Annotated in this window: 9 protein-coding genes; 4 read left to right on the top strand and 5 right to left on the bottom strand. The window is 64.7% G+C overall.

Annotated elements, in window-relative coordinates; translation table 11 throughout:
- Window positions 1-211 precede the first annotated feature (211 nt).
- Window positions 212-472: a hypothetical protein gene (locus tag VSR72_RS13510; RefSeq protein ID WP_342952842.1), complete on the top strand. Its 261-nt coding sequence runs from the start codon at window positions 212-214 to the stop codon at window positions 470-472.
- On the opposite strand, the gene VSR72_RS13505 is transcribed toward VSR72_RS13510, so the two are convergent.
- Window positions 469-1,176 (bottom strand): aspartate/glutamate racemase family protein, encoded by a 708-nt coding sequence (locus tag VSR72_RS13505; RefSeq protein WP_342952841.1) that lies wholly within the window; start codon window positions 1,174-1,176, stop codon window positions 469-471. The two genes, VSR72_RS13510 and VSR72_RS13505, sit on opposite strands and share 4 nt — an antisense overlap.
- 276 nt (window positions 1,177-1,452) lie before the next feature.
- On the opposite strand from VSR72_RS13505, the gene VSR72_RS13500 reads away from it, so the two are divergent.
- On the top strand, window positions 1,453-2,739 hold the full coding sequence (locus VSR72_RS13500) for an amidohydrolase family protein (RefSeq protein WP_342952840.1): 1,287 nt from the start codon (window positions 1,453-1,455) through the stop codon (window positions 2,737-2,739).
- An 83-nt stretch (window positions 2,740-2,822) separates the two neighbouring features.
- Here VSR72_RS13500 and VSR72_RS13495 read toward each other — a convergent pair whose 3' ends face one another.
- The 4 genes from VSR72_RS13495 to fixL form a co-directional block, all read right to left on the bottom strand.
- On the bottom strand, window positions 2,823-4,922 hold the full coding sequence (locus VSR72_RS13495) for a M3 family metallopeptidase (protein ID WP_342952839.1): 2,100 nt from the start codon (window positions 4,920-4,922) through the stop codon (window positions 2,823-2,825).
- Window positions 4,923-5,172: 250 nt separating this feature from the next.
- Window positions 5,173-6,027, bottom strand: coding sequence for a bifunctional methylenetetrahydrofolate dehydrogenase/methenyltetrahydrofolate cyclohydrolase FolD (gene folD, locus VSR72_RS13490; protein WP_342952838.1), 855 nt, complete (start codon window positions 6,025-6,027; stop codon window positions 5,173-5,175).
- A 246-nt stretch (window positions 6,028-6,273) separates the two neighbouring features.
- Entirely contained in the window at window positions 6,274-6,921 is a 648-nt protein-coding gene (gene fixJ / locus VSR72_RS13485; RefSeq protein ID WP_112176807.1) for an oxygen response regulator transcription factor FixJ, read from the bottom strand.
- Window positions 6,918-9,428 (bottom strand): oxygen sensor histidine kinase FixL, encoded by a 2,511-nt coding sequence (fixL, locus tag VSR72_RS13480; RefSeq protein WP_342952837.1) that lies wholly within the window; start codon window positions 9,426-9,428, stop codon window positions 6,918-6,920. Before fixL ends, fixJ begins: the two co-directional genes overlap by 4 nt.
- A 295-nt stretch (window positions 9,429-9,723) precedes the next feature.
- On the opposite strand from fixL, the gene aceE reads away from it, so the two are divergent.
- Both aceE and aceF read left to right on the top strand, forming a co-directional pair.
- On the top strand, window positions 9,724-12,420 hold the full coding sequence (aceE, locus tag VSR72_RS13475; protein ID WP_342952836.1) for a pyruvate dehydrogenase (acetyl-transferring), homodimeric type: 2,697 nt from the start codon (window positions 9,724-9,726) through the stop codon (window positions 12,418-12,420).
- Between the two features lie 78 nt (window positions 12,421-12,498).
- The gene (gene aceF, locus VSR72_RS13470) at window positions 12,499-14,175 is read left to right on the top strand and encodes a dihydrolipoyllysine-residue acetyltransferase (protein WP_342952835.1); all 1,677 of its coding nucleotides are present in this window, start codon (window positions 12,499-12,501) and stop codon (window positions 14,173-14,175) included.
- The last annotated feature ends 8 nt before the right edge of the window (window positions 14,176-14,183 follow it).

Below are 14,183 nucleotides of genomic sequence, written 5' to 3'. Positions count from 1 at the left end.
TTCATGCCTTTCTGAAGCCATGCGAGCTTTGCATCGTCCCCCGGCTAATCGCGTAATCAGCGGCAACGTCAAGCATTGTCAGACGTGTCAACAGCCGGAAACCGAGGACGTTAGTTCAGCAGACGGTCTGCCTTCCCCATATCGGCACGGTCGTCGTTGCTGGCCAACGTTCTGGGACGCGAGTGCGTCCCGCTTTTTCCGGAGCAAACACATGAAGCGTTTTCCACTCATCGCCGCGTCGGCAAGTCTTGCAGTGTGCTGCGCCACAACGGCATTTGCCGCACCGCCTTCCCAGTATCCGAATCTCGAAACGGCGCAACAGCTGATCGATCAGAGCAGCTCGCATATCGAGGCTGCGCGTAAGGATCACCGCGCCCAGTTTGGCGGCCACGCAGAGCGCGCGTTACAACTGCTGCAACAAGCCAAGGACGAACTGCGCGAGGCGGCCGTCTACAACGAACGCCATCGCTAAGCGCCCGCATCGCTTCGAATCGCCCAATCCACCGCGGCCTGTGCATGCAACGCGGTGGTGTCGAACACCGGGAGTGCTGAGTCGTTCTGCCCAATCAGCAGCGTGATCTCCGTGCAACCGAGAATGACCGCCTGCGCGCCACGCGCCGCGAGGTCTTCGATCACGCGCTGATAAGTGCGCCGCGACTCTGCATCCACCTTGCCGTGACACAGTTCGTCGTAAATGATGCGATGCACGTCCGCGCGGTCATGTTCGTTCGGCACGATCGCTTCGATCCCATGCGCCTCGCGCAATCGCCCGACGTAGAAGTCCTGCTCCATCGTGTAGCGCGTGCCAAGCAGACCCGCGCGCGTGAAGCCCGCGGCGCGCAACGCCTGACCGGTCGGGTCCGCGATATGCAGGAAGGGGATCGAGATCGTCGCCTCGATCGCCGCGCGCACGCGGTGCATCGTGTTCGTCGCGAGCAGCACGATGTCGGCGCCACCGCGCTCGAGCTGTTGCGCGGCCTCGGCCATCTGCACGCCTAGCGCGTCCCAGTCGCCCGCGCGCTGGAGTGCTTCAACCTGCGCGAAGTCCACCGTGACCATCAGACTGCGCGCGTTGTGATGACCGCCCAGGCGCGCCTTCGCGTGGCGGTTCAGCAGCCGGTAATACTCGGCCGACGATTCCCAACTCATTCCCCCAATCACGCCGATCGTTTTCATCGATTCGTTCCTCATTCTCTTGGACTGTTCGGTCCGCACGAGTATAGGCCGGTGCAGCGAGGAGTCCAGAGACGGTAAAGGCGATCCGAAACGGTACGGGACCAGATAAAGGGCATGGACACACGCGTGCAGCGAGGACGAAGCACCGACCGTGTTCGTATGACGTCTTCACGCGAACGCAGGCCACGCCGCTGGCGGCGCTATTCTGGCGCCGATAGAATCGACGCGAGTCAAATCGAAGGCGCCACGCCGCCACGCCAGAACAAGGAGCCGCAGATGGACCTGATCATTCGCCGCGCGGTGCTCTCACATGCGCATCCCGCTGGGTATCCCACGGTGGATATCGGCATCGAGGCGGGGCGTATCGCCGCCGTCGAACCTCGTCTGGCGGCGACGGCGCAAGAGGAGATCGATGCCGCGGGTGCGCTCGTGAGCGCGCCGTTCGTCGATGCGCATTTCCACATGGACGCCACGCTCTCGTATGGCCTGCCGCGCGTGAATGCGTCGGGTACGCTGCTCGAGGGCATCGCGCTGTGGGGCGAGCTCAAGCCGCATCTCACGCAGGAGGCGCTCGTCGAGCGCGCGCTTCAGTACTGCGACTGGGCCGTCGCGCGCGGACTGCTCGCGATCCGCTCGCACGTCGACGTGTGCGACGCGCGACTGCTCGCGGTCGAAGCGCTGCTCGAAGTGAAGCGCCGCGTTGGGCCGTATCTCGATCTCCAGCTCGTAGCGTTCCCGCAGGACGGCGTGTTGCGCAGCGAAGGGGCGTTCGACAATCTCAAGCGCGCGATCGCGATGGGCGTGGACGTGGTGGGCGGCATCCCTCACTTCGAGCGCACGATGGCGGACGGTGCCGAGTCGGTGCGCCTGCTCTGCGAGTTCGCCGCCGAAAAGGGCTTGCGCGTCGACATGCATTGCGACGAATCCGACGACCCGCTTTCGCGTCACATCGAAACGCTCGCGGCGCAAACGCATCGGCTAGGCATGCATGGGCGCGTGGCCGGCTCGCATCTCACGTCGATGCACTCGATGGACAACTACTACGTGAGCAAGCTGATTCCGCTCATGCGCGAGTCGGGGGTCGCGGCGATTGCGAACCCGCTCATCAACATCACGCTGCAAGGGCGCTCCGATACGTACCCGAAGCGCCGCGGCATGACGCGCGTGCCCGAGTTGATGGCGGCAGGCGTGACCGTCGCGTTCGGCCACGATTGCGTGATGGACCCGTGGTACAGCTTCGGTTCAGGCGACATGCTCGAAGTTGCGCACATGGGCCTGCATGTTGCGCAGATGACGGGCACTGAAGCCTCGCGCGCCTGCTTCGACGCGGTGACCGTGAATGCGGCGACGATCCTCGGCCTCGACGGCTACGGTGTGGCGCCAGGTTGCGCGGCGAACCTCGTGGTGCTCGACGCGCGCGATCCCATCGAGGCGATCCGGATGCGCGCAGCGCGGCTCGCAGTTGTGAGCCGGGGCAGGGTGGTGAGCCGGCAACCCGCGCAGCGCGCGGCGCTTTCGCTCGAGGGACGGCCGGAAAGCGTCGATTTCAAGTTGCATCGATAACACGCAAGGCAATAAAAAACCGCGCATGGGCTGCACACCCATGCGCGGTTTTAGTTTGGATCGTTTACTAGCGACTCACCTGGTCATTGCTGTGCCGGCGGCTGCTCCATGCCGTTGTGACGCAGCAACGCATCGATGTTCGGTTCGCGGCCGCGGAAGGCCTTGAACGACTCCATCGCCGGGCGGCTGCCGCCCACTTCGAGAATTTCCTTGCGGTAGCGCGTGCCGGTCGCTTCGTCGAGCACGCTCGACTTCGCGGCTTGCGCGGCTTCTTCGAAGGCGGCGTAGGCGTCGGCGGAAAGCACTTCGGCCCACTTGTAGCTGTAGTAGCCGGCCGCGTAGCCGCCCGCGAAGATGTGGCTGAACGTGTTCGGCCAGCGCGAGAACGCAGCCTGCGGAATGACGTGATAGCGCTCGTTGATCTCGCGCGCGAGGTCGTTTGCGCTCTTGCCCTTCGAGGCGTCGAAGTCGACGTGCAGCGCCATGTCGAACATCGAGAACACGATCTGGCGCAGCGTGCCGAGACCGCTCTGGAAGTTCTTCGCGGCGAGCATCTTGTCGAAGAGTTCGCGCGGCAGCGGCTTGGCGGTCTCGACATGTGAGCTCATTTCGCGCACCACGTCCCATTCCCAGCAGAAGTTTTCCATGAACTGCGAGGGCAGTTCGACGGCGTCCCACTCCACGCCGTTGATGCCCGACACGCCCAGTTCGTCCACACGCGTGAGCATGTGGTGCAAACCGTGGCCGAACTCGTGGAAGAGCGTGATGACTTCGTCGTGCGTGAAGCACGCGGGGCGCCCGCCCACCGGCGCGGAGAAGTTGCACGTGAGATACGCGACGGGCGTTTGCACGCCGTTGCCTTCGAGCTTGCGGCGCGAGCGCGCGTCGTCCATCCATGCGCCGCCGCGCTTGCCTTCACGCGCATAGAGGTCGAGATAGAACTGCGCGACGAGCGTACCGTCCGCGTTTTCCACGCGGAAGAAGCGCACGTCCGGATTCCACACCGCCGCGCTGTCCGGGCGGATGCGCACGCCGAACAGCGTTTCCGTGACCTTGAAGAGGCCTTGCAGCACGAAGTCTTCCGGGAAGTACTGCTTCACCTCGTTCTCCGAGAACGAGTAGCGCTTCTGGCGCAGGCGCTCGGCGGCGAACGCCATGTCCCACGGCTCGATCTGCGTGATGCCCAGTTCGCTCGCGGCGAATTCGCGCAGCTCTTCCCAGTCCTTTTCGGCGTGCGGGCGCGCGCGCGTCGCGAGGTCTTCGAGGAAGCTCATCACCTGGGCCGGCGTTTCGGCCATCTTCGGCGTGAGCGAGACTTCGGCGAAGTTGTTGTAGCCGAGCATCTTCGCTTCCTCGGCACGCAGCTTCAGTTGCTCTTCGATGATTGCCGTGTTGTCCCATTCGGCCTTGCCGCCGCCGTAGACGGGGCCGAGTTCGGAGGCGCGCGTGACGTAGGCGCGGTACATCGTCTCGCGCATCGCGCGGTTTTCCGAGTACTGCAGCACCGGGAAGTACGAGGGGAAGTGCAGCGTGAACTTCCAGCCTTCCTTGTCCTCGCGCTCGGCGGCTTCGCGCGCGCCGGCGACTACGTCGTCGGGCAGGCCCACGAGGTCAGCTTCGCTCGTGGCGTAGAACGCGTAGCCGTTGGTCGCGTCGAGCACGTGGTCGGAGAACGCTTTGGCGAGTGCGGCCTGGCGCTCCTGCAATTCGGCGAAGCGCGGCTTCTGGTCTTCGGGCAACTCCGCGCCCGAGAGGCGGAAGTCGCGCAGCGAGTTGTCGAGGATCTTCTTGCGCTCGCCCGAGAGCAGCTCGAACGAGTTGTGATTCGTGATGGCCTTGTATTTCTTGAACAGCTCGAGATTCTGGCCGACGCTCGACCAGAATTCGGTCACGCGCGGCAGGTTCTCGCCGTGGGCGGCGCGCAGTTCCGGCGTGTCGGCGACGGCGTTCAGGTGGCCGACCACGCCCCAGGCGCGCGAAAGCGGCTCGCTGGCGCGCTCGACCGGCTCGACCACGTCGCTCCACTGCGCGGGCGTCATGGGTTGCGCGGCGCGCTCGACGGCGGCCTTCGCGTTCGCGAGCAGGACGTCGAGCGCGGGCGTCACGTGCTCGGGGCGGATTTCGCCAAAGCGCGGCAGGCCGGTGAAATCGAGGAGCGGATTGTCGGAGGGGGTAGTTGCCATGATGCTTCCTGTTCCTGTCTGTCGCGGGTTAGGGGACCGGGGCGCGGCATGCGCGTGCGCGCCCGATATTTCGGTTATTGGGGCGCCAAGTGCGCTTTCCAACCGGGTCATCCGAGCAAATTAACAGATGTGGCGCGGTGGCGGCGAAATCCCGGCCTGCCTCGCGCGCGCGGGTGGCGCCGCAAAAAGAAAGCGGCCCGTGATGGGCCGCTTCTCGAACGTCATACTGCGACGCGAGGTCGCGCGCTGCTTACGCGCCTGCCGCGCGCTCCGCCGCTTCGATCGTATTCACGAGCAGCATCGTGATGGTCATCGGGCCGACGCCGCCCGGCACCGGCGTGATGAAGCCGGCGACATCCTTCAGGCCCGCGAAATCGACGTCGCCGCAGAGCTTGCCGTTGTCGTCGCGGTTCATGCCCACGTCGATCACGGTCGCACCCGGCTTGATCATGTCGGCGGTCAGCACGTTGCGCTTGCCCACCGCAGCGACCACGACGTCGGCGTCGCGCGTGTGCTTCGCGAGGTCACGCGTCTTGCTGTGGCAGATCGTGACCGTCGCGCCCTTTTCGAGCAGCAGGAGCGCCATCGGTTTGCCGACGATGTTCGAGCGGCCGATCACCACGGCGTTCGCGCCTTCGAGCGGGATCTTGTATTCCTCGAACATCTTCATCACGCCGTAGGGCGTGCACGGGCGAAAGAGCGGCTGGCCCGTCATGAGCGCGCCCGCGTTGGCCACGTGAAAGCCGTCCACGTCCTTCTCCGGCGCGATCGCCTCGATCACCTTGTGGCTGTCGATGTGCCTCGGCAGCGGCAACTGCACGAGAATGCCGTTGATCTTCGGGTCGCGGTTCAGCTCGTCGATGCGCTTGAGCAGGTCGGCTTCGGAAAGCGACTCGGGATAGCGGTCGTACGACGAGTAGAGGCCGTTGTCTTCGCAGGCCTTGATCTTGTTGCGCACGTAGACTTCGCTCGCCGGATTGTCGCCGACCAGCACGACGGCGAGTCCCGGCTGATGGCCGCGGGCGGTGAGGGCGGCGGCGCGCGTGGCGACTTCGGCGCGCAGCTTCTTGGAAAGGGCGTTGCCGTCGATGAGGGTGGCAGTCATGGTCGGTCGGGGTCGAGAGTGGGCGATGCGGGGCACGTATGGGCACTTAATGGCGCGAGCGCTGGCGCGCGCGGGGCGCGGGCGAGCGGCAAAGAGCGGGCGCCATTCGAAGGCCGACATTATACCCGCGCGGCGGCCATGCTCTGGCCTGAGCGGACGATGGGTGAGGGAGGCAGTTGCGGCGAGACGCCACGAGTTGCATTCGCGCGCGCCGTGGCGCGCGCGAATGCAGCCGGAGAAGGACGCTTACTGCTGCGCTTGTTGCGGCTTGTTGGAGAGCGCGAGACGCAGCAGGTCGGCGACCGTGTTGACGTTGAGCTTCTCCATGATGTTGGCGCGGTGCGCCTCCACCGTCTTGATGCTGATGCCGAGGTCGTCGGCGATCTGCTTGTTCAGGCGGCCCGCGATGATGCGCTCGAGCACCTGATGCTCGCGTGCCGTGAGCTTGCCGAGGCGCTCGGCGGCCGCGCGCTGCTGCTGCACGTTGGTGCTTTCGTTGCGCGCCTTGTCGAGCATGCGCTCCACGAGCTTGCGCAGTTCGGCTTCGTCGAAGGGCTTCTCGATGAAGTCCATCGCGCCCTTCTTCATGGTCGAAACGGCCATCGGCACGTCGCCGTGGCCCGTCACGAAGATGATCGGCAGCGAAGCGTTTTCTGCGATCAGACGTTCCTGCAGTTCGAGGCCGCTCATGCCCGACATACGCACGTCGAGAATCAGGCAGGCGATCTGGCCGGCCTGTTGCGCCGGCTGGTAAGCCTCGAGGAACTCCTCCGCGCTATTGAAACACTGGACGCGGTAGCCGTTCGCTTCGAGGAGCCAACGCAGGGAGTCTCGTACTGCCTCGTCGTCATCGACAACAAAGACGGTTTCCTGGGTGGTGACTGGGCTGTTCATGGCTCTCCCGTAACGGTTTGTGGAGTCGGTTCGTCGGAGCTACGCGAGGTGTCCGATTCGCCGATGGGCAGACTGCAATGGAACGTAGCGCCGCTGATGTGGCCGTCGGATTCGACGTTGTTGACCACCCAGAGGCGCCCGCGGTGCGATTCGATGATGGAGCGGCAGATGTTCAGGCCCATGCCCATGCCGTCCGACTTGGTGCTGTAGAAGGGCTCGAAGAGGCGCTCGGCCGTGGCTTCGTCAACGCCCGGGCCCTGGTCGACCACGCTGATGCACACGTTGCCGCCTTCGCGCTTCACGATCACGCGGATCACCGGGTCGATCGCGTTCGGGCGCGCCTCGGCCATGGCTTCTGCGGCGTTCTTCAGCAGATTGACGAGCACCTGTTCGATCAGGACCGGATCGACGTAGATCACGGGCATGCGCGAGCGCATGTCGGTCACGATGCGGATGCGGCGCTTGCGCGCCTCGATCTCGGCGAGACCCACGGCGTCGGCGACGATGTCGGCCACGCGCGTGGCCTGGCGCTTGGGTTCGCTGCGCTTCACGAATTCGCGGATGCGCTTGATGATCATGCCCGCGCGCACGGCTTGCTGCGCCGTTTTCTCGAGCACGGGCAGCAGGTTGTCGGGCGCGGCCCGGCCCGACTTCACGAGCGCGACGGTGCCCGAAGCGTAATTGTTGATCGCGGCGAGCGGCTGGTTCAGTTCGTGCGCGAGTGACGAGGCCATTTCGCCCATCGTCATCAGGCGGCTCGTGAACTGGAGCTTTTCGTCTTGCTGGCGGGCCAGTTCCTGCGCCTGCTTGCGCGTGGTGATGTCGGTCGCGATCTGCATTTGCGCGAGGTGGCCGTCCACCCACTGGATGTACTGGCGGCGCACTTCGAACCACTTCTGGATGCTCTCGACGTACACCTCCTGGGCGTCCGCCGTGCTCTCGGTGAGCGCGGTGGCGGGCAGCCCTGCGAAGGCGTCGACCATGTCGATCGAGTCGGAGGAAGCGCTCGCCGAATCGAAGCCGCCGCCGCCTGCGAGTTCAAGATGACCATCCGGGCGGATGCCGAAGAGGTGGCGGTAGTAGCGGTTCGCGAACAGCAGTTCGGCTTCGTCGGCAGCGAGCACCGAGACGGCGGCGTCGAGGCTTTCCAGCACCGTGGTGAAGCGCTCGTGCGCGGCGGCGAGTTCTTCGCGCGCGCGCTTGGGCTCCGTGATGTCGGTCATCGACGACATCCAGCCGGTCTGGCGGCCCGAGCTGTCGATGAGCGGCGAGACATACAGGCGTGCGTGGAACTGCGAGCCGTCCTTGCGGCGCACGCGCAGTTCGAACCCCGAGGAGGGCGCCTTGCCGCGCAGCGTCATGTCGAGCTGGCGCTGCATTTCCGGGTAGGCGTCGCGCGGCCAGTAAGGGAACGGCGCGTTCTTGCCGACGAGGTCGCTTTCGTCCCAGCCGGTCATGCGGCAGAACGCCGGGTTCACGTGTGTGATGCGGCCGTGCATATCGAGCACGCGCATACCGATCAGCACCGAATTTTCCATCGCGCGGCGGAAGAACGCCTCAGCGTATAGCGCCTGCTGTGCCTCGAAGCGCTGGCGTGTGTGCTTCCACAGGCTCCAGAGGCTCCACAGCACGAAGCACGACAGTCCCGCGACCAGCCACACGAGCGTGTTGTTCGTGAAGTTGGTCATCTGCGGGTACGAGTACACGCGTACCGAAACCCCCTGGCCCGGCGGGTCGAGCGGCAGGTCGTAATAGACGTCGCGCGGCAGCCGCGGACGCGTCGAGGTCGTGGCGAGCTCGCGGTTGTTCGCGTCGAGAATCGAGATCTTGTACTTGGCCGACAGCTCGGGCGGGATGTCGTGCTTCAGGATGCCTTCGACCGAGAACACGGCCGCGATCGAACCAAGAAATTCCCGATCGCGGTATACCGGCGTTTGCAGCGTGATGTAGCCGTTGCCGACGTCGTCGTAAATAAGCGGCGAGTACACCTGGCGGCGCGTGGCGCGCGCCTCGGCGAACGCGGCCTTCACGGCCTCGTCCATTTGTGAATCGTTGGGCTTGGCAAGCCGCTGGCCGAATACCGGCATCGCCGTGTTGGGCCAGCGCGGTTCCTCCTGGCTCGTGTACCAGTTGAGATAGAGGATCTCAGGATGGCCCTGCATGATGTCCGTGGTGGACGTCTGGAAATACTGCGGGTCGCTATGCCCCGCGGCCAGGTCGCGTGCGAGCGCCTGCAGCTGCTCCTGAGCGCCTGTCATGGAAAGCCGGATTTGCTGCTGGGCCCAAGCCACGTTGCGGTAGAGCGTGTCTTCCTGCTGCTGTTGCTCGCGGCGGTTCAGGCTCCACAAGATCAGGCTCATGACGATCAGAAACACGAGGATCGACAGGAGCGGCGTCAGCAAATAGGAATTCGACCACCAGGGTCCGTGGTGCCAGCGAGATGGCGACGACTCGCCGGGCGTTCCGGGCGGCCGCGCCGAGCGTGCGAAAAGCCGTTCGGTCAACATGGCAAGGATTGTAGCTCAGCGTAAGACACGGAAATGCCGCGAAAAAAGGCGTAAATCGCCGATAAACGGGTGCAAACTGGCCGTTATCGGCTCAAGGGCGCGAACGATTAAGCGTGCGCTGCAACAATTTTTCGCATTATAAAATCGCATCTCGCAATTCGAAAATTTTGTTGCGCGATGGTCAGGGGGGTCATTACAATCGCCCCGAAGCTGCTGCGGTTGGCCCGGTCACGTCTTAAGCGTCGCCGGCCGCATGGTCCGATCAACAGCGTTCCCCTACATCCAGGAGACGAGCATGTCCGCTGTACCCGACGAAGTCCTCAAGTACGTTGCCGCCGACAAGGACGAGGATCCCCAGGAAACCGCCGAATGGCTCGAAGCGCTCGACGGCGTCATTTCGACTGTCGGTCCTGATCGCGCCCACCACCTGATCGAAAAGCAGATCGAATTCGCCCGTGTGCACGGCGAACATCTGCCGTTCTCGGCGAACACGCCGTACATCAACACGATCCCCGTCGCCAACCAGGCCAAGAATCCGGGTGACCAGGACATCGAACACCGCATCCGCTCGTACACGCGCTGGAACGCCATGGCCATGGTGCTGCGCGCGGGCAAGCACACGAACGTGGGCGGCCACATCGCTTCGTTCGCATCGGCGGCCACGCTTTATGACGTCGGCTACAACCACTTCTGGCATGCTCCGTCGCCGGAACACGGCGGCGACCTGATCTTCGTGCAGGGCCACTCGTCGCCGGGCGTCTACTCGCGCGCGTTCCTGCTCGGCCGTCTGTCGGAGAACCAGCTCGACAACTTCCGCCAGGAAGTGGACGGCGGCGGCATTTCGTCGTATCCGCACCCGTGGCTGATGCCGGACTTCTGGCAGTTCCCGACCGTCTCGATGGGCCTCGGCCCGATCATGGCGATCTACCAGGCACGCTTCATGAAGTACATGCAGGCGCGCGGCATCACGAAGACCGAGGGCCGCAAGGTCTGGGCCTTCCTCGGCGACGGCGAAACGGACGAGCCGGAATCGCTCGGCGCGATCGGCATGGCCGGCCGTGAGCGCCTGGACAACCTCGTGTTCGTCATCAACTGCAATCTGCAGCGTCTCGACGGTCCGGTGCGCGGCAACGGCAAGATCATCCAGGAACTCGAAAGCGAGTTCCGCGGCGCCGGCTGGAACGTCATCAAGGTCATCTGGGGCAGCCGCTGGGACGCGCTCTTTGCGCGCGACAAGTCGGGCGCGCTGATGCGCCGCATGATGGAAGTGGTCGACGGCGAGTACCAGACGTACAAGTCGGAGTCGGGCGCGTATGTTCGCGAGCACTTCTTCAACACGCCTGAACTGAAGGCGCTGGTCGCCGACTGGTCCGACGACGACATCTGGAACCTGAACCGCGGCGGCCACGACCCGCACAAGATCTACGCGGCGTTCCATCAGGCCCAGCACGCGAAGGGCCAGCCGACCCTGATCCTCGCCAAGACGATCAAGGGCTATGGCATGGGCGAAGCCGGCCAGGCCATGAACATCACCCACCAGCAGAAGAAGATGCAGGTGGATCAGCTCAAGAAGTTCCGCGACCAGTTCCGCCTGCCGATCACCGACGAGCAGATCGTCGACGTGCCGTACCTCACGTTCGAGGAAGGTTCGAAGGAACTCGAGTACATGCGCCAGAAGCGCATGGACCTCGGCGGTTACCTGCCGGCTCGCCGCCAGAAGGCCGAGTCGCTGCCGGTGCCGGCGCTCGACGCGTTCGAGCCGCTGCTCAAGGGCACGGGCGAAGGCCGCGAGATCTCCACGACGATGGCGTTCGTGCGTATCCTCAACATCCTGTTGAAGGACAAGGCGCTCGGCAAGCGCGTCGTGCCGATCGTGCCGGACGAGTCGCGTACCTTCGGTATGGAAGGTCTGTTCCGCCAGATCGGCATCTGGAATCAGGACGGCCAGAAGTACGTGCCGGAAGATTCCGATCAGCTGATGTTCTACAAGGAATCGCAGACCGGCCAGATTCTGCAGGAAGGCATCAACGAAGCCGGCGGCATGTCGGACTGGATCGCGGCCGCGACGTCGTACTCGACGCACGGCGAGATCATGATCCCGTTCTATATCTTCTACTCGATGTTCGGCCTCCAGCGCATCGGCGACCTGGTGTGGGCCGCGGGCGACATGCGCTCGCGCGGCTTCCTGCTGGGCGGCACCGCTGGCCGCACGACGCTGAACGGCGAAGGCCTGCAGCACGAAGACGGCCACTCGCTCCTGTGGGCCGCTTCGGTGCCGAACTGCGTGAACTACGACCCGACGTTCGGCTACGAACTCGCCGTGATCATGCAGGACGGTCTGCGCCGCATGGTGCAGAACCAGGAAGACGTGTTCTATTACATCACCGTGATGAACGAGAACTACGAGCACCCGGCGATTCCGCAGGGCGAGCACGTGGCGGCCGACATCATCAAGGGCATGTACTCGTTCCGCAAGGCCGACGCGAACGCCAAGGCGCCGCGCGTTCAGCTCATGGGCGCGGGCACGATCTTCAACGAAGTGATCGCTGCCGCCGACCTGCTGAAGAACGACTGGGGCGTCGAAGCCGACCTCTGGAGCGTGCCGAGCTTCACCGAACTCGCGCGTGAAGGTCACGAAGTCGAGCGCTGGAACCTGCTGCACCCGAGCGAGCCGCGCCGCGAATCGCACGTCGAGAAGCTGCTCAAGGACACGCAAGGTCCGGTCATCGCTTCGACCGACTACGTGCGCGCGCTGGTCGACCAGATCCGCGGTCTCGTGCCGCGCAAGTTCGTGGTGCTCGGCACCGACGGCTTCGGCCGCTCGGACACGCGTGAAAAGCTGCGTCACTTCTTCGAAGTCGATCGTTACTGGACCACGGTTGCGGCGCTCAACGCGCTCGCGGACGAAGGCAAGATCGAGCGCAAGGTGGTTGGCGAGGCGATCGCCAAGTACAACCTCGATCCCTCCAAACCCAACCCGATGACCGTCTAACCCATCACCCCTGTGCATGGCATGTGCGCCTCCCCGAAGCGGGGAGGCGTGTTGTATGCGGCCCCGGAGACACTAACAATGAGTCAAGCGATCGAAGTCAAGGTGCCGGACATCGGCGATTACAAGGACATTCCTGTAATCGAGGTGCTGGTGAAGGCGGGCGATACCGTCGAAAAAGAGCAGTCCCTCATCACGCTCGAGTCGGACAAGGCGACCATGGACGTGCCGAGCCCGGCGTCGGGCACGGTCAAGGAAGTGAAGGTCAAGGTCGGCGACAACGTGTCGGAAGGCTCGCTCGTGCTGGTGCTGGACGGCGCGGGCGCCGCTGCGGCTCCGGCCGCCGCGCCTGCTGCGGCTCCCGCACCGGCTGCAGCCGCGCCGGCGCCTGCCGCTGCGCCCGCGCCGGCTGCTGCACCTGCTGCTGCCGCGAGCGGCGGCGTGCAGTCGGTCAAGGTCCCCGACATCGGCGACTACAAGGACGTACCGGTCATCGAGATCGGCGTGAAGGTTGGCGACCGCGTCGAGAAGGAGCAGTCGCTCGTCACGCTCGAATCGGACAAGGCGACCATGGACGTGCCGAGCCCGGTGGCCGGCGTCGTCAAGGCAATCTTGGTCAAGGTCGGCGATAACGTGTCGGAAGGCACCGAGATCGTCGTCGTCGAAGCGGAAGGCGCCGCCGCATCTGCCACCTCCGCTGCCGCCGCACCCGCTGCGAAGCACGTCGAAGAGCCGTCGGACGCGCCTGCGCCCGCAGCGGGCAAGCCCGCGCCCGCCGCACCGTCGGCACTTGCGCAGGCGCCGATCATTCCGGCAGGCGAAGGCGGCGCGCGCCGTCCGAGCCATGCTTCGCCGTCCGTGCGCAAGTTCGCGCGCGAACTCGGCGTGGACGTTGGCCGCGTCACGGGTACGGGTCCGAAGGGCCGCATCACGCAAGACGACGTCACCGCGTTCGTGAAGGGCGTGATGACGGGCGCGCTCGCGGCTCCGGCTGCCGCCGCCGCACCGGCCGCTGGCGGCGCAGGCCTGAACCTGCTGCCGTGGCCGAAGGTCGACTTCACGAAGTTCGGCCCGATCGACACGCAGCCGCTGTCGCGCATCAAGAAGATCTCGGGCGCGAACCTGCACCGCAACTGGGTCATGATCCCACACGTCACGAACAACGACGAAGCGGACATCACCGACCTCGAAGCGCTGCGCGTGCAGCTGAACAAGGAAAACGAGAAGGCGGGCGTGAAGTTCACGATGCTCGCGTTCGTCATCAAGGCCTGCGTCGCCGCGCTGAAGAAGTTCCCGACGTTCAACGCGAGCCTCGACGGCGACAACCTCGTCTTCAAGCAGTACTACCACATCGGTTTTGCCGCCGACACGCCGAACGGTCTTGTCGTCCCGGTGATCCGCGACGCGGACAAGAAGGGTCTCGTCGACATCGCGAAGGAAATGGCCGAGCTCTCGAAGCTCGCCCGCGAAGGCAAGCTCAAGCCGGACCAGATGCAAGGCGGCTGCTTCTCGATCTCGTCGCTCGGCGGTATCGGCGGCACGCATTTCACGCCGATCATCAACGCACCGGAAGTGGCGATCCTCGGTCTGTCGAAGGGCGCGATGAAGCCGGTGTGGGACGGCAAGCAGTTCGTGCCGCGCCTCACGCTGCCGCTGTCGCTTTCGTACGATCACCGCGTGATCGACGGTGCAGCTGCCGCGCGCTTCAACGCGTACCTCGCTTCGATCCTCGGCGATTTCCGCCGCGTGATTCTGTAAAACCGATT

The organism is Paraburkholderia sp. JHI869, assembly GCF_038900775.1.
Classification (GTDB): domain Bacteria; phylum Pseudomonadota; class Gammaproteobacteria; order Burkholderiales; family Burkholderiaceae; genus Paraburkholderia.
The sequence above is the reverse complement of the archived record's forward strand: the minus strand, read 5'-3'. Positions and strand labels throughout refer to the sequence as shown.

Coding starts and splice junctions, on each gene's coding strand:
- VSR72_RS13505 (WP_342952841.1), bottom strand. CDS start 1,176: ATGAAAACGATCGGCGTGATTGGGGGAATGAGTTGGGAATCGTCGGCC.
- VSR72_RS13510 (WP_342952842.1), top strand. CDS start 212: ATGAAGCGTTTTCCACTCATCGCCGCGTCGGCAAGTCTTGCAGTGTGC.
- fixJ (WP_112176807.1), bottom strand. CDS start 6,921: ATGAACAGCCCAGTCACCACCCAGGAAACCGTCTTTGTTGTCGATGAC.
- aceF (WP_342952835.1), top strand. CDS start 12,499: ATGAGTCAAGCGATCGAAGTCAAGGTGCCGGACATCGGCGATTACAAG.
- aceE (WP_342952836.1), top strand. CDS start 9,724: ATGTCCGCTGTACCCGACGAAGTCCTCAAGTACGTTGCCGCCGACAAG.
- VSR72_RS13500 (WP_342952840.1), top strand. CDS start 1,453: ATGGACCTGATCATTCGCCGCGCGGTGCTCTCACATGCGCATCCCGCT.
- VSR72_RS13495 (WP_342952839.1), bottom strand. CDS start 4,922: ATGGCAACTACCCCCTCCGACAATCCGCTCCTCGATTTCACCGGCCTG.
- fixL (WP_342952837.1), bottom strand. CDS start 9,428: ATGTTGACCGAACGGCTTTTCGCACGCTCGGCGCGGCCGCCCGGAACG.
- folD (WP_342952838.1), bottom strand. CDS start 6,027: ATGACTGCCACCCTCATCGACGGCAACGCCCTTTCCAAGAAGCTGCGC.